Below are 22,451 nucleotides of genomic sequence, written 5' to 3' on the forward strand. Positions count from 1 at the left end.
CTAGACCGCCCAGCATCCGCAGCCGAGCGCACCCCAGAAGCTTTGGACGTCGGAAGCAGGGACGGATGCCCCGAGTGCCGCGGCATGATCGTGGCCATGCACGGTACAGGCGGACTGACAGCCGCAGGCGGATGCAAGTTTCTTCGCCGTTTCCGGCGCGCGGTGATAGCCGCCGAACGTGGCGACGGGCGACCAGTCGGGCATCGCCTTCGGCAGCGCCGGGGCGAGCGGCGTGAAATCGCCTTCGCCGTGCACGACCTTGCCGCCGAGCATCGTTAGCACCGCGCGAAGGTGCACGATCTCGCTTTCCGCGACGCCAAAGTAATCGTCGGAGAGCAAGGCGAGGTCGGCGAGTTGTCCGGCCTTGATCTGCCCTTTCTTGCCTTCCTCGTTCGAGAACCAGGTATTGGCCTCGGTCCACAGGCGTAGCGCAGTCTCGCGGTCGAGGCGATTGCGCGGCGGATAGAGGGTGAGGCCGCCCAGTGTCTTGCCTGTGACCAGCCACGACAGCGACACCCAGGGATTGTAACTGGCGACGCGCGTCGCGTCGGTGCCCGCGCCGACAGGAATGCCCGCCTCCATCATGCGCCGGATCGGCGGCGTCGCCTCGGCGGCCTTCGCACCGTAGCGTTCGACGAAATATTCGCCCTGAAACGTCATGCGATGCTGCACGGCGATGCCGCCACCTAGCGCCGCGATGCGATCGATATTGCGTTCGCTGATTGTCTCGGCGTGATCGAAGAACCAGTGCAGACCATCGAAGGGCACGTCGCGGTTCACCTTTTGGAACACGTCGAGCGCACGGTCGATCGTCTGATCGTAGGTCGCGTGGAGTCGCCACGGCCAGCGCCGCTCTGCGAGCAGGCGGATGACGGGTTCGAGATCGGTTTCCATGTTCTGCGGCATGTCCGGCCGTGCGACGCGGAAATCCTCGAAATCAGCTGCGGAATAGACGAGCATCTCGCCCGCGCCGTTATGCCGGTAAGTGTCGTCCCCGTCGCCGGGCTTCACCATCGTCGACCACGTCGCGAAGTCCTTGAGCTCTTCCTTCGGCTTCTGCGTGAAGAGGTTGTAGGCGATGCGCAGCGTCAGCTCGCCGTCTGCGTGCAGCTTCTCGATGATCTCGTAATCGTCGGGATAATTCTGCGAACCGCCGCCGGCATCGACCACACTGGTGACGCCGAGCGAATTCAATTCGCGCATGAAATGCTTCGTCGAATTCAGTTGATATTCGGGGGGCAGCTTCGGGCCTTTGGCAAGCGTCGAATAGAGGATCGTCGCGTTCGGCTGGGCGAGCAGGAGGCCCGTGGGATTCCCCGCGGCATCGCGCACGATCTCGCCGCCCGGCGGGTTCGGCGTGTCCTTCGTGTAGCCCACCGCCCGCAGCGCGGCAGCATTCAGCAGCGCACGATCGTAAAGATGCAGGATGACCACCGGCGTTTCCGGCGCGACGGCGTTGATCTCCTCGATCGTCGGGAGGCGTTTCTCCGCGAACTGATGCTCTGTGAAGCCGCCGACGACACGCACCCATTGCGGCGGCGGAGTATTTTCGGCCTGACGCTTCAGCATCGCCATCGCGTCGGCGAGCGTCGGCACGCCTTCCCAGCGCAACTCCATGTTGTAATTGAGCCCGCCCCGGATCACGTGGATGTGGCTGTCGATGAGGCCGGGGATGAGGCGGCGCCCTTTCGCGTTGATCACTCGGGCGCCTGGCACGGCGGAGCGAACCTCCTGCTCTGACCCGACCGCAAGGAACTTGCCGTCTCGGATCGCGACAGCTTCGGCACTTGGGTTCTCCCGGTCCAGCGTCGTCACTTTGGCGTTGGTGATGATGATATCGTCGCGGTTCATGGCGAGGCTCTCCGATGCGGTCAGCAGGGCGGTGGTGGCGGCGCCGGCGAGCGCCTGTCGGCGTGTGATCGTCTTCATGCGTCACGCTCCGCGTTGGAGTGAACCGATCCGAGCACATGCTTCGCGCAATCCCCGCGGACGAATTCAGCAAGCGCGGGGCGGTTGCCGAGACGCTTCGCGAGCGGGAGCAGTTGCTCACCGAGCAGGATACCCGCGAGGCCGACGAGGGCAACGATGGGCGGGGCCGGAGAGCGGACACCAAGCAGGCTGTAGACGAGCCCGACGAGCAGCCCGGCGCCCAGCGAGATGAGGTAGAGTTTCATGGCATCCGCTCTCCCTCTTTCCTCAGGCCTGCACGAACGCGAGCAGATCGGGGTTAAGAACATCGGCGTTCACGGTGAGCATCCCGTGCGAGAAGCCCTCATAGATCTTCAGCGTCGCGTTCGGCAGCAGTTCGGCCTGCAGCAGCGCCCCGTTCCTGTAGGGCACGACCTGGTCGTCGTCGCCGTGCAGCACGAGCGTCGGCACAGTGATCGCCTTCAGATCGTCAGTCTGGTCGGTTTCAGAGAAGGCCTTGATTCCTTCGTAATGTGCTTTCGCGCTGCCCATCATGCCTTGGCGCCACCAATTGTCGACAACCGCGGGCTGCAACTTCGCATCCGGACGGTTGAAGCCGTAAAATGGCCCGGCCGCGACGTCACGGAAGAAAGCCGCGCGGTTCGCGGCAAGCGCGGTGCGGAAACCGTCGAACACCTCGATCGGCAATCCGCCCGGGTAGCGCTCCGTCTTCAGCATGATCGGCGGCACGGCCGATACGAGCACGGCCTTGGCAACGCGTCCCTGCGGGATGCCGTGCCGTGCGACATAGCGCGCCACCTCGCCGCCACCCGTGGAGTGGCCGATATGCACGGCATTCCGGAGGTCGAGATACTCAGCGACGGCAGCGGCATCGGCGGCATAATGGTCCATGTCGTGGCCTTCGTTCACCTGCGCCGACCGGCCGTGGCCGCGCCGATCATGCGCGACGACGCGGTATCCTTTAGAGAGGAAGAACATCATCTGCGCGTCCCAGTCGTCCGACGAGAGCGGCCAGCCGTGATGGAAGACGATCGGCTGCGCGTCCTTTGGTCCCCAATCCTTGTAGAAGATGGCGGCACCGTCTTTGGTGGTCACGTAACTCATGGTGGTCTCCTCTCGAAAATACCGTGAAAAAGCAGAGGTGCGGCCGGGCCCAAGGGGGGAAGGCCCGACCGCGGCAACTCGGCTAGTGGTCGCCTTCCGATGCGTCGAACATCGTCTTGGCGTAGGTGATGCCGAGGCCGTAGGCGCCGCCCCACCTGCGGGCGATGCCCGTGGTGAGGTCATAGGTCTCGGCGCGCGCCCAATCACGTTGCAGTTCGAGAAGATACTGAAGCGAGGTGATCGGCTTTGCGCCGGCCTGGATCATCCGCTCCACGGCGCGCTCATGCGCCTCTTCGGAAATGTCCCCGCTCGCATCGGTGATGACATAGACTTCGAAGCCTTGTTCCAGTGCCGAAAGCACGGGGCCGACGATGCAGACCGACGTCCAGAGACCGGCAAACACGATGCGGTCCTTTCCGATCCGGTTCACCTCGTCGATCACGGCAGCGTCTTCCCAGGTGTTCATGCTGGTGCGGTCGAGCAGCGTCTGGCTGGGGAAAGCGTCGGTAATCTCTTCGAACATCGGGCCTGAAAAGCTCTTCTCGGCGACCGTGGTCAGGATGGTGGGCACATGAAAGCCTGCGGCACCGTTCGAGACGAGGGCCGCATTGTTGCGAAGCAGCTCGGGAGCAATCGATTTGGTGGCAAAGGCCATCTGCGACTGAAAATCGATAAGGATCAGCGCGTGGTTGCTGGGGGTGAGCAGCGCCTTGGCGGGGGTCGGGGTCGCTTTGATCGGCATGGCTGAAATGCTCCTGTTGGTTAATTCGGGCTCCCGATCGGTTCGGGATGAGATCTTTTTAGGAGTGAGAGTTTGTGTGAAACAGGCAGATAAAATTATCCTGTTTGTTCGACAAAATAGAAAAGATTAAAACGCGGGGGCCGCTGATTGGTGCGGTTCAGCTGAAGAATCGTCCGCTGTGTGAGCGTTGCGGACAAAGCGGACTGGCTGCGATCTGCCCGGTTCTCGCCGTCAGTGAATTCCTGAACGAATGGCAACTTCCGGCCAGCCAAACTACGGGCGGGAACGGCGGCGATGTCGGCGGGTGCGGTCGGTGAGAGGCCAGCCGCATCCGTCGACCTGTTTGCTTCAGGCTTAGGCTCCGAAGCCGCCGTCGATGGTGTGCATGGCGCCGGTGATTATCGCGCCATTGGGGCCGGCGATGAATGCTGCAAACTCGGCGATCTCACTTGGCTTGGCGTGCCGCTTGATGGCCATGAAGTTGTGCATGGTCGATGCCATCGGACCCTCGGCAGGATTCATGTCGCTGTCCGTCGGCCCTGGCTGGATGCTGTTTACGGTTATGCCGCGATCGCCAAAATCGCGGGCGAGGCCGCGCACCATGCCCTGCACGGCAGACTTGGTCATCGCGTAAGCCGCGCCACCGGCAAAAGGCATGCGATCACCGTTGACCGAGCCGATGATGATGATGCGACCATTCGGGTTCATCCATCGTGCCGCTTCGACTGCAGCGTGATAGGGGGCGCGGACGTTGACATCGATCATGTGGTCGATGTCGTCCGCGGCAAGCTCCAGCGGATCGCCCATGACAAGCGTACCGGCGTTGATCACGATCACGTCAAGGGCTCCGCGGCTGGCGACAGTCGAGGTGAGGGCGTCGCGGTCTGCGCTGTTTGCCTTGATTGCTTGTGCGCCAGTGTCTCGCTTGAGGGCCTGTGCTGCGCTCTCCGAGCCGGCATAAGTAAAGGCGACAGCGGCACCGCCTTGGCTGAAGCGGCGGACTATCGCTGCGCCGATGCCACGGCTGCCACCCAGGACGAGGACGTTCTTTCCGGTAAAGTCATTCATGGTCAGTCTCCATTGGTTCAGGTTTCGGCGGAACTGGTGGGGGTGCCGATGCCGTCTCGCTGTCTGGACTTGAAGATGCCGATGGCACATCGTCCAAACTAGCCATACAATGCCGGAACAAGTTGACGGAAAAGCCGAACGATGATGAAGCTTGATGGTATCGCCGCCTTCATCGCCACGGTTGAGGAAACCTCGATCAGTGCGGCTTCAAGACGGCTTGGTCTTGCAAAATCCGTGGTGAGTGAGAGGCTGGCCGAACTGGAGCGTAGCCTCGGTGTGACTTTGCTTCAGCGCTCCACGCGAAAGCTGACGCTGACCAGCGCAGGACAGGCCTTTCTGTCGCGCGCGCAGCGCGTCATGCGAGAGATCGAGGAAGCGGCTGCAGAGGTTGATGCCAGCGCCGGGAAACTGGCCGGCCCATTGCGGATATCCGCGCCTGTTGGCTTTGGCATTCTGCATCTTGGGCCTGCGATCACGCGCTTTCTGAAAGACAATCCAGCCATCGAGATGTCGCTCGAACTTGATGACAACTTCGTCGATGCCGCGACCGGCGGGTTCGATGCGGTCCTGCGCCACGGAGCAATTGGCGATGGGCGCCTGATCGCGCGTAGGCTGGCAAGAAGTCGCCGGTTGCTCGTTGCGTCTCCAAATTATCTTGTAAACAGAGGCGCGCCGGTAGCACTGAAAGATCTCGAGGACCACAGCGGTATCCTCTACGCCAACCGTTCAGGCGATTGGCGATTTGCTGTCGGAACAGGCTGGTCCGTTGTTCGGCCCAAATCTGCGTTGCGGGTCAACAACGGCATCGTGATGCGTGATGCGGCATTGGCGGGTTTGGGGCTGGCCCTGCTGCCAAGCTTCTTCGTCCACAAGGAAGTCCGCGAGGGCTTGTTGACGGTCGTGGATATTGGCTGGCCAGCCGAAGGCGCAGAGCTTTTTCTCACTTATCCCCGTGACCATGGGGCGGCAGCGAAGATCAAAGCCTTGAGTGAAAGTCTGCGCGCCAGTTTCGGCGATCCACCTTACTGGGATATCCTCTAAATTGGAAATCACCCGTGGCGAACAGCTTCTTTTCGGAGCAGCTGCCGTTAGCACATTCTGAGATCGGCAGGCTCCACGTCGCTTTGACGCCGTCAAGGTAGGCGAGCGAGGTCGATCCAATACGTGAGACCTGCAGCGAAGCTGCTCGATTTTACATCGTCGATCGCCATCACGCCGCCGTAAAGCCGGTCCCCCTCTAGCTTCAGATCTACACGCATCGTCGAGGCGTAGCTGGACTGCCCGCGATGACTGGTCCGGTTGCTTCAACACCGACACAATCTGCTCTGTCGAAAACCTCTGCTTCTTCATCGACGTACCTCCCTCAAAAATGGAAAATCCGCCGGAAAAACTAACTTTGCAACTGGACCACTTTCACGATGTCACCTCAGATCAGGGGCAAGCCGGCGTGCTGAACAGCGGGCATCGAGACCCACTTGCTGCCTCAAATGCAAACTCGCCCGATATCCAGCCCGCTCGCTTTACCTCTTACGCCGACGGGGACGCTTGACTCGAATTAAAGGTGCACTATTATTCGAAGAAAGTTTCGCATATCGAAATTCTGTTGTGTTGTTAGGTCGCTTGCTCAGAGACGTTCACAGGGTCCGATAACAATGGGAGAGGGGGGCAAAATGCGTATACGTAGACAGGGCGCGTTCATCACCGGTACGGCGCTGGCGCTGATCGCCGCGCAAAATCCCGCGGCGGCGCAGCAGACTGCGGCGACGCAGGCGGATGACGGTGCACTCGAAGACATCGTGATCACAGCAGAGCGGGTCGAAAGCAGCTCGCAGCGCTCCGCGCTCGCAATCACTGCTGTCGAAGGCGATGCCCTCGACCGCGCAGGCGTGACCAAGGTGACCGATCTTGTAAAGCTCGTTCCCGGGCTCGAGATCGCATCGGCGGGTACACTGACGCAGGTCTATGTTCGCGGCGTTGGTGCCAATGCAGCCAGCTCCTATGCCGAAGGGGCTGTCGCTGTGAATCTGGACCAGGCGTATATTGCGCGTCCCACTGCAATCGGCGGCGCATTCTTCGATCTGGATCGGGTCGAGATCGTAAAAGGTCCCCAAGGTACGCTTTACGGACGCAATGCAACCGGCGGCGCGATGAACATCGTGACCCGCAAACCCGTTCTGGGCGAGTTTGGGCTGGAAGGCCTGGTCGAGGTCGGCAATTACGATGCTGTCAAACTCAACGCGGCGATCAATGTGCCTCTCTCTGACGTCAGCGCAGCGCGCATCGCCGGCCAGTATGTCAAGCATGACGGTTACTTGTCTGACGGCTACAACGATGACGACAGCCTATCATTGCGCGGGCACGTTTTGTTTGAACCGTCAGACAGGTTCAGCCTGCTCGTGTCGAGCGACTATTATCGCCAGAAAGGTATGGGCCAAAGCTGGGCCATCTACTCCCAGAGGAACGACTGGATCGGTCCGAGCGACCCGCGATCGCAAGCCCTGTTTTCGGCCGCTGCCCTCGGTCGCTATGGCCCAGCGCTCGGCAGCCAGATACCCGTACCGCAGAACAATGGCTACGTTGACAACGACACGTTCGATATCCGGGCGACGCTGACCTGGGATCTCGATTTCGCCGACCTCACCATTGTGCCGGACTATCGCCGTTCGACGGTGGATACGATCTTCTATCCGAACGGTGTGCTGGGTGCGATCAAGGACGTGGCGAAGCAGCGTTCCCTTGAAGTGCGCCTGTCGGACAAGCGCGATAATCTCACCTGGGTTGTCGGCGGCTATTATTTCCATGAAACGCAAGACACCTTCTATTCATACACGCAGGGCCTCTTCAATCAGGAGGTCTACGGCGATCTCGACAGCAAGAATTTCGCGCTTTTTGGTCAGGCAACTTACAGTCTCACACCCGATTTTCGAGTAACCGGTGGCGCTCGCTACACTAAGGAGAACAAAGGTCAGCTTGGCACCGTATTCTGCTCAGCGCTGTTTTGTCCTCTGCCGGGTGTACGCGTGCCGTTCGACGGTGATCTTTCATTCGACAACATATCATGGAAGGTTGGTGCAGAATTTGATGTCGCGCCGCAATCAATGGCCTACGCGAGTGTCTCGCGCGGCTACAAGGGCGGGGGGTTCAGCCCCATCGTGGCGCCCAATACATTCGGTTCCGAAAAGCTCACCGCGTACGTGATCGGTATCAAGAATCGTTTCCTCGATAACCGGCTGCAGGTGAACCTCGAGGGTTTTTACTGGGATTATATCGGCCAGCAGGTCGGCTTCCTGTCGTCGGGACAGATCGCACCCGGGCAGGTCGGCAATGTCTTCGTGACCGAGAACATTGGCAAGTCCACAATCAAGGGCTTCGATCTTGACGTTGCCGTGCAGGCATCCAGCACGATCCGGCTTGGTGCACGCATCGGCTATCTCGATGCCACCGCGGACGATTTCGTTTATACTCCAGCGTCGGTGCCAGCTAGCGCCTGTGACATTTCGGGAGCGCCCCCGCGCGTGAACGTGGATTGCAGCGGACGTGACTTGCCGCGGTCGCCAAAATGGTCAGGGACGTTGACGTATGATCAAACAATCCCGCTGGGCAATGAGGCTGAGCTCCTGATCAACATCGGGTCGCGCTTCTCCTCCAGCTATTCTTCGTCGATCTTCTATTTGCCCCAACATCGACAGGGCAGCTACACGCGCACTGACATGTCACTCACCTATGTTGCACCGGAAAATCGCTGGTCTCTTGGCGCATTCGTCAACAACATCGAAGACAAGGCGGTGGTGACAATGGCAGGCACATTTTCGCTGATGCGTGTAGACTACGTAAATCTGCAGCCGCCGCGTACTTATGGGCTTCGCGCAACGATCAACTTCTAACCTATCTGCGGGCGGGGCTGCGGCCCTGCCCGCCGACCCAGCGGGGGAATAGCCTAGCCATGCGTCACAACCATAACGAGGGGCGCGGCTACGGTTGCGTGATTTGCCAGGCGGCGATAACCACCGATGACCATCGAGGACTGGATCGCCGCGCCCTCCTTGCGGCATTTGCCGCCGTCCCCGCGACCGGCCTGATCGCTGCTCCCGCTCAAAGCCACGCCAAAGTCGCACGGCAACAGCGCGGCTCGCTCATCGTCGAGCCGAGCTGGACGCTTGTATGGCGTGATGGCAAGCCGGAACTTCTGCGCGATCATTCGGTCGTGATTGAAGGCGACACTATCGTGCGTATCTCAGAAGGGCGTATCGACGGTGAAAACAGGCGCATTGCAATGCCAGGGCAACTCTTGGTTCCCGGCCTAATTTCAGCGCACACCCACACCGCTTGCGGCTCGCCGACACGTGGACTGATCGAAAGCGGCGGTCGATCTTATTCACGACCGCTCGAAATCATGGAAACCCTGGATGACGCAGATCTCGATGCGCTGACGGCTTACAACCTTGCCGAATTGCTTCGCAGCGGATGCACCGCGCAAGTGGAGCAATCGGTCTCGTTGAAGCAGGCGCAGTCCTACGTTCGCGTGGCGCGGCGCTGGGGTGTTCGTGGCTTTCCCGGCGGTATGGTGCCCGGCTGGAGGCGCGTAATGCCGATCTGGCGCCGGTCGGACGACAAGGCGCTCTTTGCTTCTGTTGCCGATACACTTTCGGAGATCGACGCGAACCTGGCGTTCGCGCTTTCCGTGAACGGCGCGGAGGAAGGGCTCATACGGCCGATGATGGCCCCGCACGGACCGGAGACGCATACGCCCGATACCTTGCGTGCGGTCGCGAAGGCTGCGTTGCAGCTAGGGAATGGCATCCATACCCACCTGGCTACGAGCCCCGGCGATTCCGAACGCATCCGCAAGCTGTGGGGCAAAGCGCCGGTTCAGTGGATCGATGAATTCGGCTTTTACGAGCAGCGTCTGTTCGGTGCGCACATGACGGGATGGGATGCCGTATCCGACGCTCCCTTCCTGGCGAAGAAGCCGCACTTCACGTTCGCCCATTGTCCGTCAGGGGCGGGGGCTGGTTCCGGTCAGTCCAACCAGCCGTTCATCGAAGCGCTCGGCGCAGGGTTCAATTCCGCCGTCGGCGTGGATACGCATTCGAACGACATGGTCGAGAACATGAAGCTCGCGCTTCTGTATGGACGTGCGCGGCATTCGCTGATTGCAGGCACGTCGCCGGTGCCGGTGAAACGACCGAGCGTTGCCGATATGATTGCCGCGGCAACGCTGCACCCGGCAAATGGCCTTGGGCGTGAGGACTTGGGTCGGATCGCTGTGGGGGCCAAGGCCGATCTCGCTTCGATCGATGTCTCGGGTCTGCTGGTTGGACCGGGGTTTGCGCCGCCAGAACCGCTCAACAATCTACTCTACGCCAATGGAATGGCCGTGCGCAATGTCATGACGGCGGGCCGCGTTCAGGTCCTTGATGGTCGGCTGACTGTCGATGACGAAGCGCACGTGATCGCGCGTGGCGCTACCGTCGTGCAAAGAATTTGGCGGCAGATGTTTGACGAAGGCTGGTTCGCCTGAAGCACTTCGGGGCCGGCACGCGTCTGCACCGGGGCCGGCATTTCACATTTCCTAACCGACGGAGGCTATCATGGCAAAGGTGCTGGTACTTTATTATTCAAGCTATGGTCATGTCGAGACGATGGCTGTCGCCGTCGCCGCGGGTGCGCGCGCCGCGGGCGCCGATGTCGATGTCAGGCGCGTTCCTGAAACTGTGCCTCAGGAAATCGCACGCAATGCCGGCTACAAACTCGAGCAGGACGCACCCGTCGCGAAGGTTGAGGATCTCGAGCGCTACGATGCCATCGTTATTGGGACCGGCACGCGGTTCGGACGCATCTCCTCACAGATGGCCGCCTTTCTCGATCAGGCCGGCGGGCTCTGGGCGCGCGGCGCCCTCAACGGCAAGGTCGGTGGCGCGTTCACGGCGACGGCCGCACAGCACGGAGGACAGGAGGTGACGTTATTCTCGCTGATCACCAACATGCTGCATTTCGGCATGATCGTCGTGGGTCTGCCGTATAGTCACGCGGGACAAATGCGCCTCGACGAGGTGGTCGGAGGATCGCCATATGGCGCAACCACTATCACCGGGAGCGATGGTAGCCGCTTGCCGAGCGCGACGGAGTGCGACGGCGCCCGTCATCAGGGCGAACTCATTGCCCGGACCGCGATCAAATTGTTTGGCTGACGCGAGTGCGGCCTGCGGAAAGATGCGCCTCGAAATGAGTGTCGTGTACGCGGTTTATTGCGGATTGCAGGCTGTGCAATTCCCCAATTCAGACACAGACGCTTTCTGCAAAACGGCTAAGCAAGCGATTGAACGCCGCCGGAGCGTCTGCGTTGCACAAATGGCCGCCTTCGGGAATTTCGGCGCGTGTGCCGTGCGGCAGCGCGACTGCGATCGCATCGCCGACACGCCTTCGCCAAGCGGTGTCGTGCGTCCCCGTTATAACAAGCGCGGGCGCGGTTATCGCTCCGAGACCACCAATATCGGGGCCGGGCTGCGGAGCCGGCGCGAGGAGGTCTTGACCGGTATAGTTGGCGAGCATGGCGGCCATCGGCGCATGAGTGGTACCGCTGCCGCCCTGTATCATCGGGTGCGCGGCCCATAACTGCTTCATCTCATCAAGACGGTCGGCTGTAGCGAGTGCGCGGTAATGCTCAAGCGGGACGTCCTCGCCGGGAGCGGGGCCCGGTTCTAAGCCGCCGATGGGAGACCCAACAAGCACGAGTCCGGCGGTGCGCCCGGGGTGCTGGTTGGCGAACCGTAGCGCAGCACGTCCCGCCTGCGACTGCCCGACGAGAATGACGCGATCCACATCGAGATGGTCAAGTACGGCAATGATATCTTCGGGCTCGCGGTCGAGGTCTGGAGGTGCCTTGGATGCGCCGAAACCGCGGCGGTCGATGGCGACGAGCCGGAAACTTTGGGCAAGCGCCTGATCGTCGAACTGGGGCTGCCAAATCCGATGATCGAGCGTCCAGCCATGGAGAAACAGGATCGCAGAGGCACCCGCGCCGTGTGTTGATAAAGGAATCTGCCCACCCTCGACATCGACCCACTGCGCCTTGTGCGTTTCGTCTGTCGTGCTGTGTCTCATGGCGATCAGCGAAAGACGTTGGTGGACCGATGATCGCCCACGAGCCAGTTCCGCAGCGTCTTATGTGCATTGCTCCGCAGTTCCGCAGCCATGGCGATCGCCTCGGGCGCATCATAAGTAAACTCAAGGATCATCCCGTTGGGATCGGTGACATAAACCGACCGACAGTAGCCGTGCTCAAGAACATATGTGTCGGGTGCGGTAATGCCGGCCCGCGCGATCCGCTCCTCGAGTGCTGCCTGTGTATTGCGATCGACTTTGAGCGCAATGTGACGGAACGGCGAAGGCGGCAGGTCGGGGCCGAACAGCGCCTGGTCGTCGGGATCGACAAACTGGAAGAATGCAAGTGCACTGCCGTCCGCAAGTCCGAAAAAGCAGTGACAATAGATGCGTTCTCGCCCGAACAGTTCGTCACGTTCGGCCCAGGTCTGAACCAATGGAAGCCCTAGCACGTCTTCGTAAAACGCCCGCGTCGCTTCCATGTCGCGTGTGACGAATGCCGTGTGATGCAGACGGTGCGGTAAATTTTCTTCCATGTTTCGCTCCCCGGATTATGGAAACCATGGATAGCAGTTCGCGGCACGGCGATATACGAATTTTTTTTCGTATATCGAAATTATTGATAGCGCAATGCGTGGATAAGCGTTGGAAATCGTTGCAGTGCGCCCTCGATTTCGCGGGCAGTGTGCTCAAGAAGCGGGTGTCGTGTTTTGACAAGGTCGTCCTGCGTCACGCGGCTCGTGGACGCCGAGCAGTTGATTGCTGCAACGATCGAACGATCGGGTCCGAATACGGGCACGGCGACCGACACGATGCCGTAGTCGAGTTCGTTGAGCGCGGAATCGTAGCCTTGCTTACGGATTTGCTGCAGCCTGGCTCGAAAGGCGTCGGGATCGACGATCGTCTGGTCGGTAAAGGCCTGCATTCTCACCTCAGCGAGATACCGTTCGATATCTCCACCTGCAGCGAACGCCATCAGAACCTTGCCCATTGACGTGGCATAAATGGGGAATCGTACACCGACGTGCGCGCCGATGCGAATGCGCCGGTTCGTCGAGGCGTGTGCAACATAAAGCACATCGTGCGCCGCGCGCACACCCATCGACGAGCTGTCACCTGTTTCGTCTCGGAGCTGTTGCAGGAACGGATCGATGACCTGGTCCATGCGCATCGACGAGAGGAACGCGTTGCCGAACTCAAGCACTTTGGGCCGAAGCAGGAAGCGCCGCCCATTCTTGGCGATATATCCGAGATGAACGAGCGTGTTGAGACACCGACGGGCAACCGCCGGATTGAGGCCGCTTGCGACAGCGACCTCGCTGAGCTGCATTTCCGGATGGCGTTCGTCAAAGACACGAAGAACGCTGAGGCCGCGCTCGAGTGTCGAGAGGTACTCCGGGTCCTTCCCGCTTGATTCGTCATCGTTGGACATAATCAAGCTTTGCAACGCTTTGGGAGCGTGCGCAAACCTTAATGGCGCCCTGTTCGTGGCACACCGGTTTAGCGCTCGCGGTCGAGCACGTTCCTGTTGTCCGCTCCGAGGAGGGGCGGCGCTTTAACTGACGTCATGCTGTTACCGTCAAAGCGGAGCGGCGATCGGATCGTTCGGAAGCGGCCGCCAAGCGGATGATCTGCATCGACTACGATCCCGAGGTGACGGGCCTGTGCACTGGCCAGAACGTCGGGCGGCGACGCCAGCCGGGAGTGCGGCACTTCAACCGCGCGCAGCCGCTCTTCCCAATAGACCAGTGGCGCTGACCGGAAGCGCGTGGCGAGGTGCTCGACCACCTTGTCGTAGTTCGCAATGCGCGCCTGACGATCGCAAAACTCGGGACGCTGCATCATACCCGGATCTCCGACCGCGGCCGCGAGATTTTCCCAGAATTTTGCGGGAGACGACATGTGTAGTGCGAGCCAGTGTCCGTCCTGGCATTCGAAGACATAGGATTGCGACACGCTTGGCCGACTGAAAGGTGTCATGACCGTATCAGCGGAAAAGAAATGGGTGAAGTCATCGAGATTGAAATGGCACATGGCCTCGAACATTGAGGTCTCGACGAGATGTCCCTTGCCTGAGCTTTGCCGTTCTTGCAACGCGGCAAGAATGCCGAGCGCGCCGTAAAACCCCGTGACGGCGTCTGCAACCGCCGGCCCGACGACGCGCGGCGCGGCGGGATTGATGAGGAGTCGCAGAAAGCCGCTTGCTGCCTGTGCGACAGTATCGAAAGCTGGGCGGTCGCTTTCCGGTCCCGAGGCCCCAAAGCCCGAGATCGAACAATACACGAGGCGCGGGTTGAGTGCGTGCAGGCGTGCATGTCCGACGTTCAGTTTCTCGGCGACGCCCGGCCTGAAGTTCTGAATGAACACGTCCGCGCCAGCAATCAGCCGGTCGAACGCCGCCAGATCGTCGTCGACCCGTGTATCGAGTGTGATACTGCGCTTGTTGCGGTTATAGGTTTGGAAGTGAGGCGCATATAGCCCGCCCTGATACTCGCGAAATGGATCGCCAGTATCAGGCCTTTCAACCTTTATGACGTCTGCCCCGAGATCCGCGAGCAGCATGCCGCATGCGGGCCCGGTAATGAAAGTTCCCATTTCAAGGACAATGAGGCCCTGAAGCATCCGATCCTCTTGCATTTGGGCCGCGCGAAAGGCGGCCAACACGTGTGATTATACGTAGATCATGCAATTCGCATATCGAAAATATATTCGTCAAACGAAATTTATTGGCATTTGGTAAAGCGATAGGATACCCGGTTGCGAAGGAGTGCGTCTTCAAAGGAGAGTGAAATGCGGATCGGAAAACAAGACGCCGCCTTTAGTGCCATCTGTACCTCGGATGCAGAGCGGATCATCGTGCGCGGTCGTGATTTGTGCGAAGACATTATCGGAAAGCTGGACTTCACGAGCTATTTTTGGCTTCTCGTGACCGGGCAGACACCGAACGAGGATCAACTTTTCCTTACCAACGCCGTGCTCACGGCGATCACCGAACATGGCCTCGTGCCGAGCGTGGTTGCTTCCCGCATGACATACGCTGCTGCTCCCGAAGCGTTTCAGGGAGCAGTCGCCGCAGGTTTGCTTGGGTGCGGCTCCGTTGTGCTCGGAAGTGCTGAAACCGCCGGCAATTTCTATGCGGGAGTCCTTGAAGCGATCAACGACAACCCCGGCGACAGTGATGCCGTCATCATTGATGCGTTGCGCGGGCTGCGCGCGGCGAAGCAAGCGGTCCCCGGCTTCGGCCATCCCCAACATAGCGGCGGCGACCCGCGGGCGCTGAAGCTGCTCGCCCTGGCCCGCGAACGCGGCGTCGCGGGAATGCATGCGGCGCTTGTCGATGATATTCGAAGGCTGCTCCCCACAGTGGTCGGGCGATCGCTGCCGGTCAATGTCAACGGTGCTATCCCGGCGGTGATGTTAGACGTCGGCTTCCCGCTGGCGGTGCTGAAGGGCATCGCGCTGCTAGCGAGAACGGCTGGCCTTATTGGGCATCTGCAAGAAGAATCTCAGCGGCCGATCGGCTTCATTCTGTCGGGAAGGGCTGCTGAGGCCATTGCATATGACGGTCCTGCGACATGCTGAGGTTTGAACGGCGGCGCATCGGGGACCCGCGGCGGCACCCCCGTTTCCAAGCGCTTCAGGTCGAGCAATGACGGATGCGGGCAATCGGCGGTGCAATTGAATAATCGGTCTGCTCGAGGCGAGGCGCGCCCTAGTCGCGCTGCGTTCGATCAATGTACGTGAGAAAAACCTTCAGCCGATCACTGCTGTCGATATTTTCGATACCGCGCCAGGAATCAAGCGGCGCGTGAACGTGGTCGCCTGCCGTTACGAGAACGGCCTCGCCATCAATCGTCATCCTGCCGCGCCCTTCAATGATGTAATAATACTCATCGAACGCGCCAAGTTTCGGGTCAGTGAGATTGTGGAGGTGGACACCTTCGCTCGCGCCGGCAGGAATATCGTAAATCAGGAAATTGGCCGGCGCGGGCGCGTCGCCGAAATCGAAAATCTTGACATCGATCGATCCGAGCCCCTCGTGAACTGCTTTGAAGGTCTGGAAGCCTTGGGAGCCCGGTTCCAGTTTGAAACGCGGCGGTTTTGCCCGGATCGGCGCAGCGGGAAACATGAGCAGCCCGCACGTTGCCGCGGCAATAAGGTTTCGACGGTTGATATCGTCCATTCTCCCTGGCCTCCCGATTATTCCTAACCGCAAGCATGTTTAGGTCAGGCGAACCCTGCTTGAAACCTGCGGAACGGGTAAATGCGCAGATCATTGGGCAAAGGGGCTAGGCTTTTCGTCAGCATTCAAGGCTGCTGAAACCATCGCACGCGTCGTATCTTAGCGGAATTTCTGCCCACTTACCTGCCCGAAGTCTGTCGGGCGTGATAGTGCCCGTTTCGCCGTCATTCGCCAGAGCTCGAGCAAGCACCGGGTGAGACTATATCATCATCGGCGCCGGGGTGGAGCGGAAGGCCTGCGATCCATCAGGTTCAGGTTCGTTCGACGCAGAAACATCTTTCGAGGGGCGATGCCGACAACCCAATTGGAGAGAGAAAGAAAAGGCTAGGGGTCTCGTACGCGAAATCCATGTATTCGCTTTTTCAGGCATTCGCGCAATCATGTCGGCGCATATCCGCCAATATCTTTTGGCAGTTACGCTAAAGCGGTTCTTTCTGATGGTACATGTGATGGTGCAAGACTTTTTCGAGATGCCAATGGATCATATAATTCAATGTGATAAGGTCTCTCCTTGGCTCCCGTTGGGCGCGCGGTACTGGCGGATGAACTACCGGTATCTGGGTAAGCAGAAGACGCTGTCGTCCGGAGTGTGGCCGCTCATTGGCCTTGCCGAGGCGCGTGAGAAGCGGGAAGAGACCAAGCGATACCTCGCCGCCGGGCTCGACCCCTCCGAGGAACGCAAGCTAGAACAGATGCGTTCCGAGTTTGCCGCGAGCTACACGTTCCGTGCCATCGCAGAGGAATGGTTCCTCAAGAACGCGCGCGAAGGCCTGTCGCCGGTCACTCTGTCAAAGAACCGCTGGCTTCTCGACAAGGCCCGCATGATGCTCACCAACCGGCCGCTCTGCCAGATTGGGGTACAAGAAGTGCTTCTGGTGGTCTGCCGCATCGAAGCGGCGAGGCACTATGAAAGCGCCAAAAGGATGCGCAGCATCATCGGCCGGGTGTTCCGCTACGCCATCGCCACGGCGAGAGCCGACCGGGATGTTGCGGTGGACGTGCGCGGTGCCTTGGTGGCGCCCAAGGTGAAACACCTTGCCGCCATTACCGATCCGGCCGAGGCTTGGGGGACTGATGCAGGCCATTGCCGGATATAACGGTCACACCATCACCCAACATTCAGGGCTTCCCAGCGGGCGGTTATTCTAGTTCACCATATCTCCTGACTGACGCACGTAAGACACTGACCGCGTCCCTTGTATCGGTTTCGCGAGTAATGAGATGTATGTCGATGAAGGGGCGCCCCCTTATCGACACGAATGAAAGCATCGAGCCCCAGGACGTTTCGGCTAAACGTGGAGCGATGCAAACGCCCATATGCGCCGTAACATAGGTGAGAACGGTGGGTATCTGATCGCCATAATGAAGAATGCGCGGTGCGAAACCCGCCTTCCGGCATTCCGCGATCACAGTGTCGTGATGCGCGGGAAAGAGATGGCGTTCGAGGATTGCGAAGGGTTCATCGCGAAGTTCGTCCAGGTCGATTTCTTTCCTGTGAGCCAGAGGGTGATCAAGGGGAACGACCGCGCACAGCTCTTCTCGCAGAAAGTGCTGCGCGATAACTTTGTTCGCGTGCAAACGCTCACCAAGCATCTTGAGTCCGAAGTCAACAAACCCCGCATCGATCCGTTCGTCCAGCAAGGCGGAGAACTGTTCGTCCGAACGCATCTGTACGAACTTGAACGAAGCGGCGGGTTTGGTTTGGTGTAGAGGGTCAAGAAAGACATGAAACTTCGAGAGCATGATCGAACTCATGAAGCCCAGCACGATCTTTTCGTTGTGCCCGGCGGCCCACCGTTTGGCCTCGTCTAAGGCCAAATGGCTTTCGAAAAGTATCGTGCGCGCTTTGGGCAGTAGGGCTCGGCCGGCATCCGTAAGCTCCACAGAGCGCGTCGAGCGATAAAAGAGAGTCACGCCGAGCAGCACTTCGAGCTCTTGAATTTGGCGGCTCAATGGGGGCTGTGACATGTTCAGGCGGGCTGCGGCCCTGCTGAAATTGCGCTCTTCAGCGACGGTCACAAAGCTGCGAAGGTGTCTCAGTTCCATGCCGCAATTTATACTACATGAGTATAAATGATGTCCAACATCGCATTGGACATCAACTGGACCTTCTTTCCATACTGCATCGCACAAGGGTGGGTAATAAACGGAGGGGTGCGGTATGACCGTTCAAAATCAGTTTCTGAATTCGGTGGCACGTGGCGCTGTAATCATTGCGGCGCTGGCCTCGGCGCCGGCGTTGGCGCAATCGTCGAATGAGCAGGCTGCTGAGCAGAGCGGACTTGAAGAGATCGTGGTGACTGCCACGCGGCGGTCGGAATCGATCCAGAACGTCGGCCTCGCCGTCACGTCGCTGAACGCCGCGGATCTTGCAAAATCCGGTGTCGTCAACACACAGGACATTGCCGCTGTCGTGCCGAACATGTCTGTGAATTATGGCGTTGGCAACGTCGCTTTCAATATCCGGGGTATCGGTAGCAACGAGTTCTCCACCAACCTCGACTCCCCGGTCGCGACACAAGTCGATGAGGTTTACATCAGCAAGGTGTTCATGACCGGGCTGTTCAATTTCGATATAGAGCGTGTCGAGGTCTCGAACGGCCCGCAAGGCACGTTGTTCGGGCGGAACACGACGGGCGGGACAGTCAACATCTACACACGTAAACCCGCCTCGGAGTTGGGAGCCGGCGGTACGCTTGAATACGGAAACTACCAACGGCTTCGGGCTGAGGCTTATGTGAACGCACCGCTTGCGGAAGGCCTCAACGCCCGCGTTTCCGGTTACCATATACACCAGGGCGAGGGGTACTACGACAATCTGACGTTGGGTACGGACGAGGGCTATGAACGCAAATGGGCGCTGCGCGGTCAGCTCTCCTACGAGACGGGACCGACGCAGTTCCTGCTCAGCCTGCATCACGGCAAGGACAAGTCGACACTCGCGCCGTACGAGGGCGTTGGCATCTACACACCTGAATCGTATGCGGCTTTCAATCCAGGCGGGGGCTTTGCCAATATTGGTTTGCTGACACCATGCGCGCCGTATCTGGCAGGCAGAGTTTCACCCTCAGATGCGAATTGTGTGCGTGGCAACGATGGACGCTATCCAGGGGATGCCGACCCCTACACATCAAACGGCAATCAGAAGCATTATGCCGACAATCGCTCGACGGGCGGCCTTTTCAGGATTGATCATGATTTGGGCGGTGCAACGCTGACATCCCTCTCGGCTTATGAATATTTCCGGCGGGACCAGTCCGAAGTGGGTGATGGCAGCCCGGATTACGGTGGCACGCTGCTGTATTGGTACACGACTATGAAACAGTACACGCAGGAGCTGCGGCTGACATCAAATGGCGACGGGCCATGGAACTATGTAGTGGGCGCCTTTTACGAGAATGACAGTTTGTATGACGGCGATTATCTGACTTTTGGTTCGGGTCCATCGCCGTTCCTTGGCGGTGTCAAGACCAGCTTCCGGCAAAAGCTCGATGCACTGGCATTCTTCCTGCACAACAATGTGGAACTGACGCCGACGCTGCGGCTGATTGCCGGTGCGCGCTACAACCGCGAGCGTGTCGAGATTAACGGCGGCAATTGCTTTGGCACCGGATCGACCGGAAGCGGTCCCAGTAACCGGGACCGCGGCGAGGAAAATCCGACCAGCGGTTGTCTCGCCGTTCTTTCGACGTCGGACCTCGTCGAAGGCGGCAATGTTCGCAAGGACGACAATGTGTCCTTCAAGATCGGATACGAATGGCGTCCCGAAACGAATGCCTTCGATGCCCTGCTCTTGTACGGAAATGTTGCGACCGGCTTCCGCAGCGGTGGGTTCAGCGCGGTTCTGGCGGACAGTCAGCCAGCCTTCACATCGTTGAAACCTGAGGAGGTGACGTCCTATGAACTCGGCTTTAAGTCGGAACTTGCGGACCGCAGTTTCCGCCTGAATGGTGCCGTCTTTCATTACGTGTTTAAAAACGGCTACCTGAGCGTGGACACGGACACATCGATTGTTCCTGTCACTATCAACGCTGCAAAGATAAAGGCGTTTGGAGCTGAACTTTCGGCTGTATGGGCGCCCGCGCAGGGATTGCAAATCAGCGCCTCGGGAGGTTGGACGGATGCGAAGATCAAGAGCGATCTGACTTCAGCAGGGGTTTCGCTCTACAATAACCGACCCGTGAATTCCCCGCGCTTCACTTTCAGCACCAGTGCCGACTACACGTATCCTTTAAGTGAGGGGCTGAAGCTCAATCTCAACGTGAATGCGAACGCACGCAGCACACAGTATCTGGAAACGAGCAATATCCCGTCGACGCGCGAGCCGGGATACTGGTTGGTCAATGCTTCGATCGGCCTTGCTGAGATCGATGATCGTTGGAGCCTGACGGCCTACGTCAACAATCTCGGCAACGAGGAATATCGCTCCTATGTAAACGACCTCTTCTCGTTCGGTTGGACTTTGAACCAGTATGGTCTTCCGCGCACGTATGGACTGCGGGCGACGGCAAAGTTCTGAAGAGGCGGCACTGATGATCGATCCGAAAATTGAAGCGGCGCAGTGTCTTGTGGACGCTGCAGCCAGCGGCAGACTGGGGCGTCGCGGCTTCATGGCGGCTCTGACCGGTACGTTTGCCGGCATTGTCTCCGTTTCAGCGGCGGAAACCGCACTGGCAGCAGGTTCTGTCCAGCACGAGAATAGAGCCAACGGCAAGCGCAGCTTTGACTATGTTGTTGTGGGAGCGGGCGCTGCTGGCTGTATTATTGCCGCGCGTCTGGCCCGGGCCGGCTTCGATGTGGCGCTGCTTGAAGCGGGCGGGGACGATGAGGCTGCGGGCGCGCAGGTGGATGATCCCTCCATCTGGTTTACCAATATCGGCGGGCCGCTCGATTGGTCTTACCCATCGCTGCCGAGCCCACACCTCAATGGGCGTTCCATCCCGATCGGTGCGGGGCGTGTGCTTGGCGGCGGCACCAGCGTGAATGCTTCGCTCTGGGTGCACGGTTTCCAAGATGATTTCAACGGCTGGGCCGAGGCGGGGTGTACCGGATGGTCCGCTGCCGAGGTTATGCCAATCTATCGCGCGCTCGAAAATTGGGCGGGGCCTCCCAGCGAATGGCGCGGTACCGATGGTGCGATGGATGTGTGTCTTCCGAAAACACCGCACCCGACGGCTGTCGCATGGATTGAAGCCTCGCGTGAAATGGGGCTCCCCGTTCTCGACGACATGAATGCGCCGATGCGGGAGGGGGCGGGATACACAAATCTCAGCATTCGCCCCGATGGATCGCGGGCGAGCGCGTCACGCGCTTATCTGAGGCCAGCGTTGGGGCTGCCCAATCTGACTTTGCTTCTTGCCAGCACAGCCACGCGGTTACTGTTCAACGGAACGCGCTGCACCGGCGTCGAGATTGCAGATGCGGGGGGAGCTCGCCAGAGCTTTACGGCGTCGCGGGAGGTCATTGTTACAGCTGGCGGCGTGGGCAGTGCCAAGCTGCTTCTCCTTTCGGGCATTGGCCCATCAAAGGATTTGCGCAAACTCGGGATCGGAATGGTTGCTGATTTGCCCGGCGTAGGCGAAAATTTCCAGGATCATCCACTTCTGGAGGGTGTCATCCTCAAGTATCGCGGGGAGATGCCGTCCCTCGCGAAGGGAAGTGATGCTGTGGAAGCGACGAGTTTCATCCGCAGCGCACTGGGAGGGGTGCCGGATCTCCAGCCTGTCCTTATCCAGTTGCCGATCGCAACACCTGCGCTTGTTGCGAAGTATGGCGAACCGCCCGAGCAGGGCTTCACGATCGCACCCGGTCTTGTTCGTCCCACTGGCCGCGGTTGGGTGAAGCTGTCTAGCACGAACTTTCGCGATATGCCGCTGCTCGATTGTGGCTTTCTTTCAACCGATGCGGATATGGACGCCACGATCCGCTGTATCGAGTTCTGTCTTGAATTTGGTCAGCAAAAGGCATTCCGGGAAATCAGTGAAGGAGAGGCCATTCCGGGTCGCCCGCTTAACCGCGCCGACATTGCAGACTTCGCGCGAGATTCTGCGACCAGCTATTATCACCCAGTCGGAACGTGCAAGATGGGCACCGACGACATGGCCGTCGTGGATCCGACACTGCGCGTGTGTGGTATCGAAGGGTTGCGTGTCTGCGACAGCGCAGTGATGCCGACGATCACGGCAGGCAACACCAACGCGCCCGCTCAGCTCATCGGGGAAAAGGCCGCGCGGCTGATTTTGGGAGAAGCTGCATGATGGG

Annotated in this window: 21 protein-coding genes; 8 read left to right on the forward strand and 13 right to left on the reverse strand. The window is 59.6% G+C overall.

The window, feature by feature from the left end; all coding sequences use genetic code 11:
• From DFR51_RS04550 to bdcA, 5 genes are all read right to left on the reverse strand, one after another.
• The gene (locus DFR51_RS04550) at positions 1-1,929 is read right to left on the reverse strand and encodes an amidohydrolase (RefSeq protein WP_121047813.1); all 1,929 of its coding nucleotides are present in this window, start codon (positions 1,927-1,929) and stop codon (positions 1-3) included.
• The gene (locus DFR51_RS04555; protein WP_121047814.1) at positions 1,926-2,174 is read right to left on the reverse strand and encodes a DUF1427 family protein; all 249 of its coding nucleotides are present in this window, start codon (positions 2,172-2,174) and stop codon (positions 1,926-1,928) included. Before DFR51_RS04555 ends, DFR51_RS04550 begins: the two co-directional genes overlap by 4 nt.
• Positions 2,175-2,196: 22 nt before the next feature.
• On the reverse strand, positions 2,197-3,033 hold the full coding sequence (locus DFR51_RS04560; protein WP_121047815.1) for an alpha/beta fold hydrolase: 837 nt from the start codon (positions 3,031-3,033) through the stop codon (positions 2,197-2,199).
• 82 nt (positions 3,034-3,115) lie between these two features.
• Positions 3,116-3,775, reverse strand: a complete 660-nt coding sequence (locus DFR51_RS04565; RefSeq protein WP_121047816.1) for a hydrolase — start codon at positions 3,773-3,775, stop codon at positions 3,116-3,118.
• A gap of 354 nt (positions 3,776-4,129) precedes the next feature.
• Positions 4,130-4,843 (reverse strand): SDR family oxidoreductase, encoded by a 714-nt coding sequence (gene bdcA / locus DFR51_RS04570; protein ID WP_121047817.1) that lies wholly within the window; start codon positions 4,841-4,843, stop codon positions 4,130-4,132.
• A 141-nt stretch (positions 4,844-4,984) separates the two neighbouring features.
• Between bdcA and DFR51_RS04575 the strand changes: the two genes are divergently transcribed.
• A complete protein-coding gene (locus DFR51_RS04575; protein ID WP_121047818.1) occupies positions 4,985-5,884 on the forward strand; it encodes a LysR family transcriptional regulator in 900 nt (299 codons plus the stop codon).
• A 92-nt stretch (positions 5,885-5,976) separates the two neighbouring features.
• Here the strand turns inward: DFR51_RS04575 and DFR51_RS19485 are convergent, their stop codons facing one another.
• Positions 5,977-6,102 carry a hypothetical protein gene (locus DFR51_RS19485; protein WP_276330557.1) on the reverse strand — a complete coding sequence of 42 codons (126 nt, stop codon included), beginning with the start codon at positions 6,100-6,102 and terminating at the stop codon, positions 5,977-5,979.
• Positions 6,103-6,495: 393 nt separating this feature from the next.
• Between DFR51_RS19485 and DFR51_RS04580 the strand changes: the two genes are divergently transcribed.
• Positions 6,496-8,727: a TonB-dependent receptor gene (locus DFR51_RS04580; protein WP_121047819.1), complete on the forward strand. Its 2,232-nt coding sequence runs from the start codon at positions 6,496-6,498 to the stop codon at positions 8,725-8,727.
• A gap of 53 nt (positions 8,728-8,780) precedes the next feature.
• On the opposite strand, the gene DFR51_RS19295 is transcribed toward DFR51_RS04580, so the two are convergent.
• Positions 8,781-9,041 carry a hypothetical protein gene (locus DFR51_RS19295; protein ID WP_170151743.1) on the reverse strand — a complete coding sequence of 87 codons (261 nt, stop codon included), beginning with the start codon at positions 9,039-9,041 and terminating at the stop codon, positions 8,781-8,783.
• Positions 9,042-9,116: 75 nt separating this feature from the next.
• Here DFR51_RS19295 and DFR51_RS04585 point away from each other — a divergent pair, with 75 nt between their 5' ends.
• Positions 9,117-10,364, forward strand: coding sequence for an amidohydrolase family protein (locus tag DFR51_RS04585; RefSeq protein ID WP_243445644.1), 1,248 nt, complete (start codon positions 9,117-9,119; stop codon positions 10,362-10,364).
• Between the two features lie 70 nt (positions 10,365-10,434).
• The gene (wrbA, locus tag DFR51_RS04590; protein ID WP_121047821.1) at positions 10,435-11,034 is read left to right on the forward strand and encodes an NAD(P)H:quinone oxidoreductase; all 600 of its coding nucleotides are present in this window, start codon (positions 10,435-10,437) and stop codon (positions 11,032-11,034) included.
• Positions 11,035-11,122: 88 nt separating this feature from the next.
• Here the strand turns inward: wrbA and DFR51_RS04595 are convergent, their stop codons facing one another.
• The 4 genes from DFR51_RS04595 to DFR51_RS04610 form a co-directional block, all read right to left on the reverse strand.
• Positions 11,123-11,947, reverse strand: a complete 825-nt coding sequence (locus DFR51_RS04595) for an alpha/beta fold hydrolase (protein WP_121047822.1) — start codon at positions 11,945-11,947, stop codon at positions 11,123-11,125.
• A gap of 5 nt (positions 11,948-11,952) precedes the next feature.
• Positions 11,953-12,483: a VOC family protein gene (locus DFR51_RS04600; RefSeq protein WP_121047823.1), complete on the reverse strand. Its 531-nt coding sequence runs from the start codon at positions 12,481-12,483 to the stop codon at positions 11,953-11,955.
• A gap of 80 nt (positions 12,484-12,563) precedes the next feature.
• Positions 12,564-13,379 (reverse strand): IclR family transcriptional regulator domain-containing protein, encoded by an 816-nt coding sequence (locus tag DFR51_RS04605; protein WP_121047824.1) that lies wholly within the window; start codon positions 13,377-13,379, stop codon positions 12,564-12,566.
• Positions 13,380-13,447: 68 nt separating this feature from the next.
• Positions 13,448-14,584 carry a CoA transferase gene (locus DFR51_RS04610; RefSeq protein WP_121047825.1) on the reverse strand — a complete coding sequence of 379 codons (1,137 nt, stop codon included), beginning with the start codon at positions 14,582-14,584 and terminating at the stop codon, positions 13,448-13,450.
• Between the two features lie 153 nt (positions 14,585-14,737).
• On the opposite strand from DFR51_RS04610, the gene DFR51_RS04615 reads away from it, so the two are divergent.
• Positions 14,738-15,529, forward strand: a complete 792-nt coding sequence (locus tag DFR51_RS04615) for a citryl-CoA lyase (protein ID WP_121047826.1) — start codon at positions 14,738-14,740, stop codon at positions 15,527-15,529.
• A 130-nt stretch (positions 15,530-15,659) separates the two neighbouring features.
• Here the strand turns inward: DFR51_RS04615 and DFR51_RS04620 are convergent, their stop codons facing one another.
• Positions 15,660-16,130 (reverse strand): cupin domain-containing protein, encoded by a 471-nt coding sequence (locus DFR51_RS04620; protein ID WP_121047827.1) that lies wholly within the window; start codon positions 16,128-16,130, stop codon positions 15,660-15,662.
• A 440-nt stretch (positions 16,131-16,570) separates the two neighbouring features.
• Between DFR51_RS04620 and DFR51_RS04625 the strand changes: the two genes are divergently transcribed.
• Entirely contained in the window at positions 16,571-17,287 is a 717-nt protein-coding gene (locus DFR51_RS04625) for a tyrosine-type recombinase/integrase (protein ID WP_121047828.1), read from the forward strand.
• A gap of 43 nt (positions 17,288-17,330) precedes the next feature.
• Here the strand turns inward: DFR51_RS04625 and DFR51_RS04630 are convergent, their stop codons facing one another.
• Complete coding sequence (locus DFR51_RS04630; protein WP_121047829.1) at positions 17,331-18,236, reverse strand: LysR family transcriptional regulator; 906 nt, start codon at positions 18,234-18,236, stop codon at positions 17,331-17,333.
• A gap of 115 nt (positions 18,237-18,351) precedes the next feature.
• Between DFR51_RS04630 and DFR51_RS04635 the strand changes: the two genes are divergently transcribed.
• Complete coding sequence (locus DFR51_RS04635) at positions 18,352-20,709, forward strand: TonB-dependent receptor (protein WP_121047830.1); 2,358 nt, start codon at positions 18,352-18,354, stop codon at positions 20,707-20,709.
• Positions 20,710-20,722: 13 nt separating this feature from the next.
• Positions 20,723-22,447, forward strand: coding sequence for a GMC family oxidoreductase (locus DFR51_RS04640; protein ID WP_160119162.1), 1,725 nt, complete (start codon positions 20,723-20,725; stop codon positions 22,445-22,447).
• Positions 22,448-22,451 lie beyond the last annotated feature (4 nt).

It is taken from the genome of Sphingosinicella microcystinivorans, from assembly GCF_003634215.1.
GTDB lineage: Bacteria > Pseudomonadota > Alphaproteobacteria > Sphingomonadales > Sphingomonadaceae > Sphingosinicella > Sphingosinicella microcystinivorans.

Coding starts and splice junctions, on each gene's coding strand:
- DFR51_RS04550 (WP_121047813.1), bottom strand. CDS start 1,929: ATGAAGACGATCACACGCCGACAGGCGCTCGCCGGCGCCGCCACCACC.
- DFR51_RS04555 (WP_121047814.1), bottom strand. CDS start 2,174: ATGAAACTCTACCTCATCTCGCTGGGCGCCGGGCTGCTCGTCGGGCTC.
- DFR51_RS04560 (WP_121047815.1), bottom strand. CDS start 3,033: ATGAGTTACGTGACCACCAAAGACGGTGCCGCCATCTTCTACAAGGAT.
- DFR51_RS04565 (WP_121047816.1), bottom strand. CDS start 3,775: ATGCCGATCAAAGCGACCCCGACCCCCGCCAAGGCGCTGCTCACCCCC.
- bdcA (WP_121047817.1), bottom strand. CDS start 4,843: ATGAATGACTTTACCGGAAAGAACGTCCTCGTCCTGGGTGGCAGCCGT.
- DFR51_RS04575 (WP_121047818.1), top strand. CDS start 4,985: ATGATGAAGCTTGATGGTATCGCCGCCTTCATCGCCACGGTTGAGGAA.
- DFR51_RS19485 (WP_276330557.1), bottom strand. CDS start 6,102: ATGCGTGTAGATCTGAAGCTAGAGGGGGACCGGCTTTACGGCGGCGTG.
- DFR51_RS04580 (WP_121047819.1), top strand. CDS start 6,496: ATGGGAGAGGGGGGCAAAATGCGTATACGTAGACAGGGCGCGTTCATC.
- DFR51_RS19295 (WP_170151743.1), bottom strand. CDS start 9,041: ATGATCGCGCAGAAGTTCCGGCTTGCCATCACGCCATACAAGCGTCCA.
- DFR51_RS04585 (WP_243445644.1), top strand. CDS start 9,117: ATGCCAGGGCAACTCTTGGTTCCCGGCCTAATTTCAGCGCACACCCAC.
- wrbA (WP_121047821.1), top strand. CDS start 10,435: ATGGCAAAGGTGCTGGTACTTTATTATTCAAGCTATGGTCATGTCGAG.
- DFR51_RS04595 (WP_121047822.1), bottom strand. CDS start 11,947: ATGAGACACAGCACGACAGACGAAACGCACAAGGCGCAGTGGGTCGAT.
- DFR51_RS04600 (WP_121047823.1), bottom strand. CDS start 12,483: ATGGAAGAAAATTTACCGCACCGTCTGCATCACACGGCATTCGTCACA.
- DFR51_RS04605 (WP_121047824.1), bottom strand. CDS start 13,379: ATGTCCAACGATGACGAATCAAGCGGGAAGGACCCGGAGTACCTCTCG.
- DFR51_RS04610 (WP_121047825.1), bottom strand. CDS start 14,584: ATGCAAGAGGATCGGATGCTTCAGGGCCTCATTGTCCTTGAAATGGGA.
- DFR51_RS04615 (WP_121047826.1), top strand. CDS start 14,738: ATGCGGATCGGAAAACAAGACGCCGCCTTTAGTGCCATCTGTACCTCG.
- DFR51_RS04620 (WP_121047827.1), bottom strand. CDS start 16,130: ATGGACGATATCAACCGTCGAAACCTTATTGCCGCGGCAACGTGCGGG.
- DFR51_RS04625 (WP_121047828.1), top strand. CDS start 16,571: ATGTCGGCGCATATCCGCCAATATCTTTTGGCAGTTACGCTAAAGCGG.
- DFR51_RS04630 (WP_121047829.1), bottom strand. CDS start 18,236: ATGGAACTGAGACACCTTCGCAGCTTTGTGACCGTCGCTGAAGAGCGC.
- DFR51_RS04635 (WP_121047830.1), top strand. CDS start 18,352: ATGACCGTTCAAAATCAGTTTCTGAATTCGGTGGCACGTGGCGCTGTA.
- DFR51_RS04640 (WP_160119162.1), top strand. CDS start 20,723: ATGATCGATCCGAAAATTGAAGCGGCGCAGTGTCTTGTGGACGCTGCA.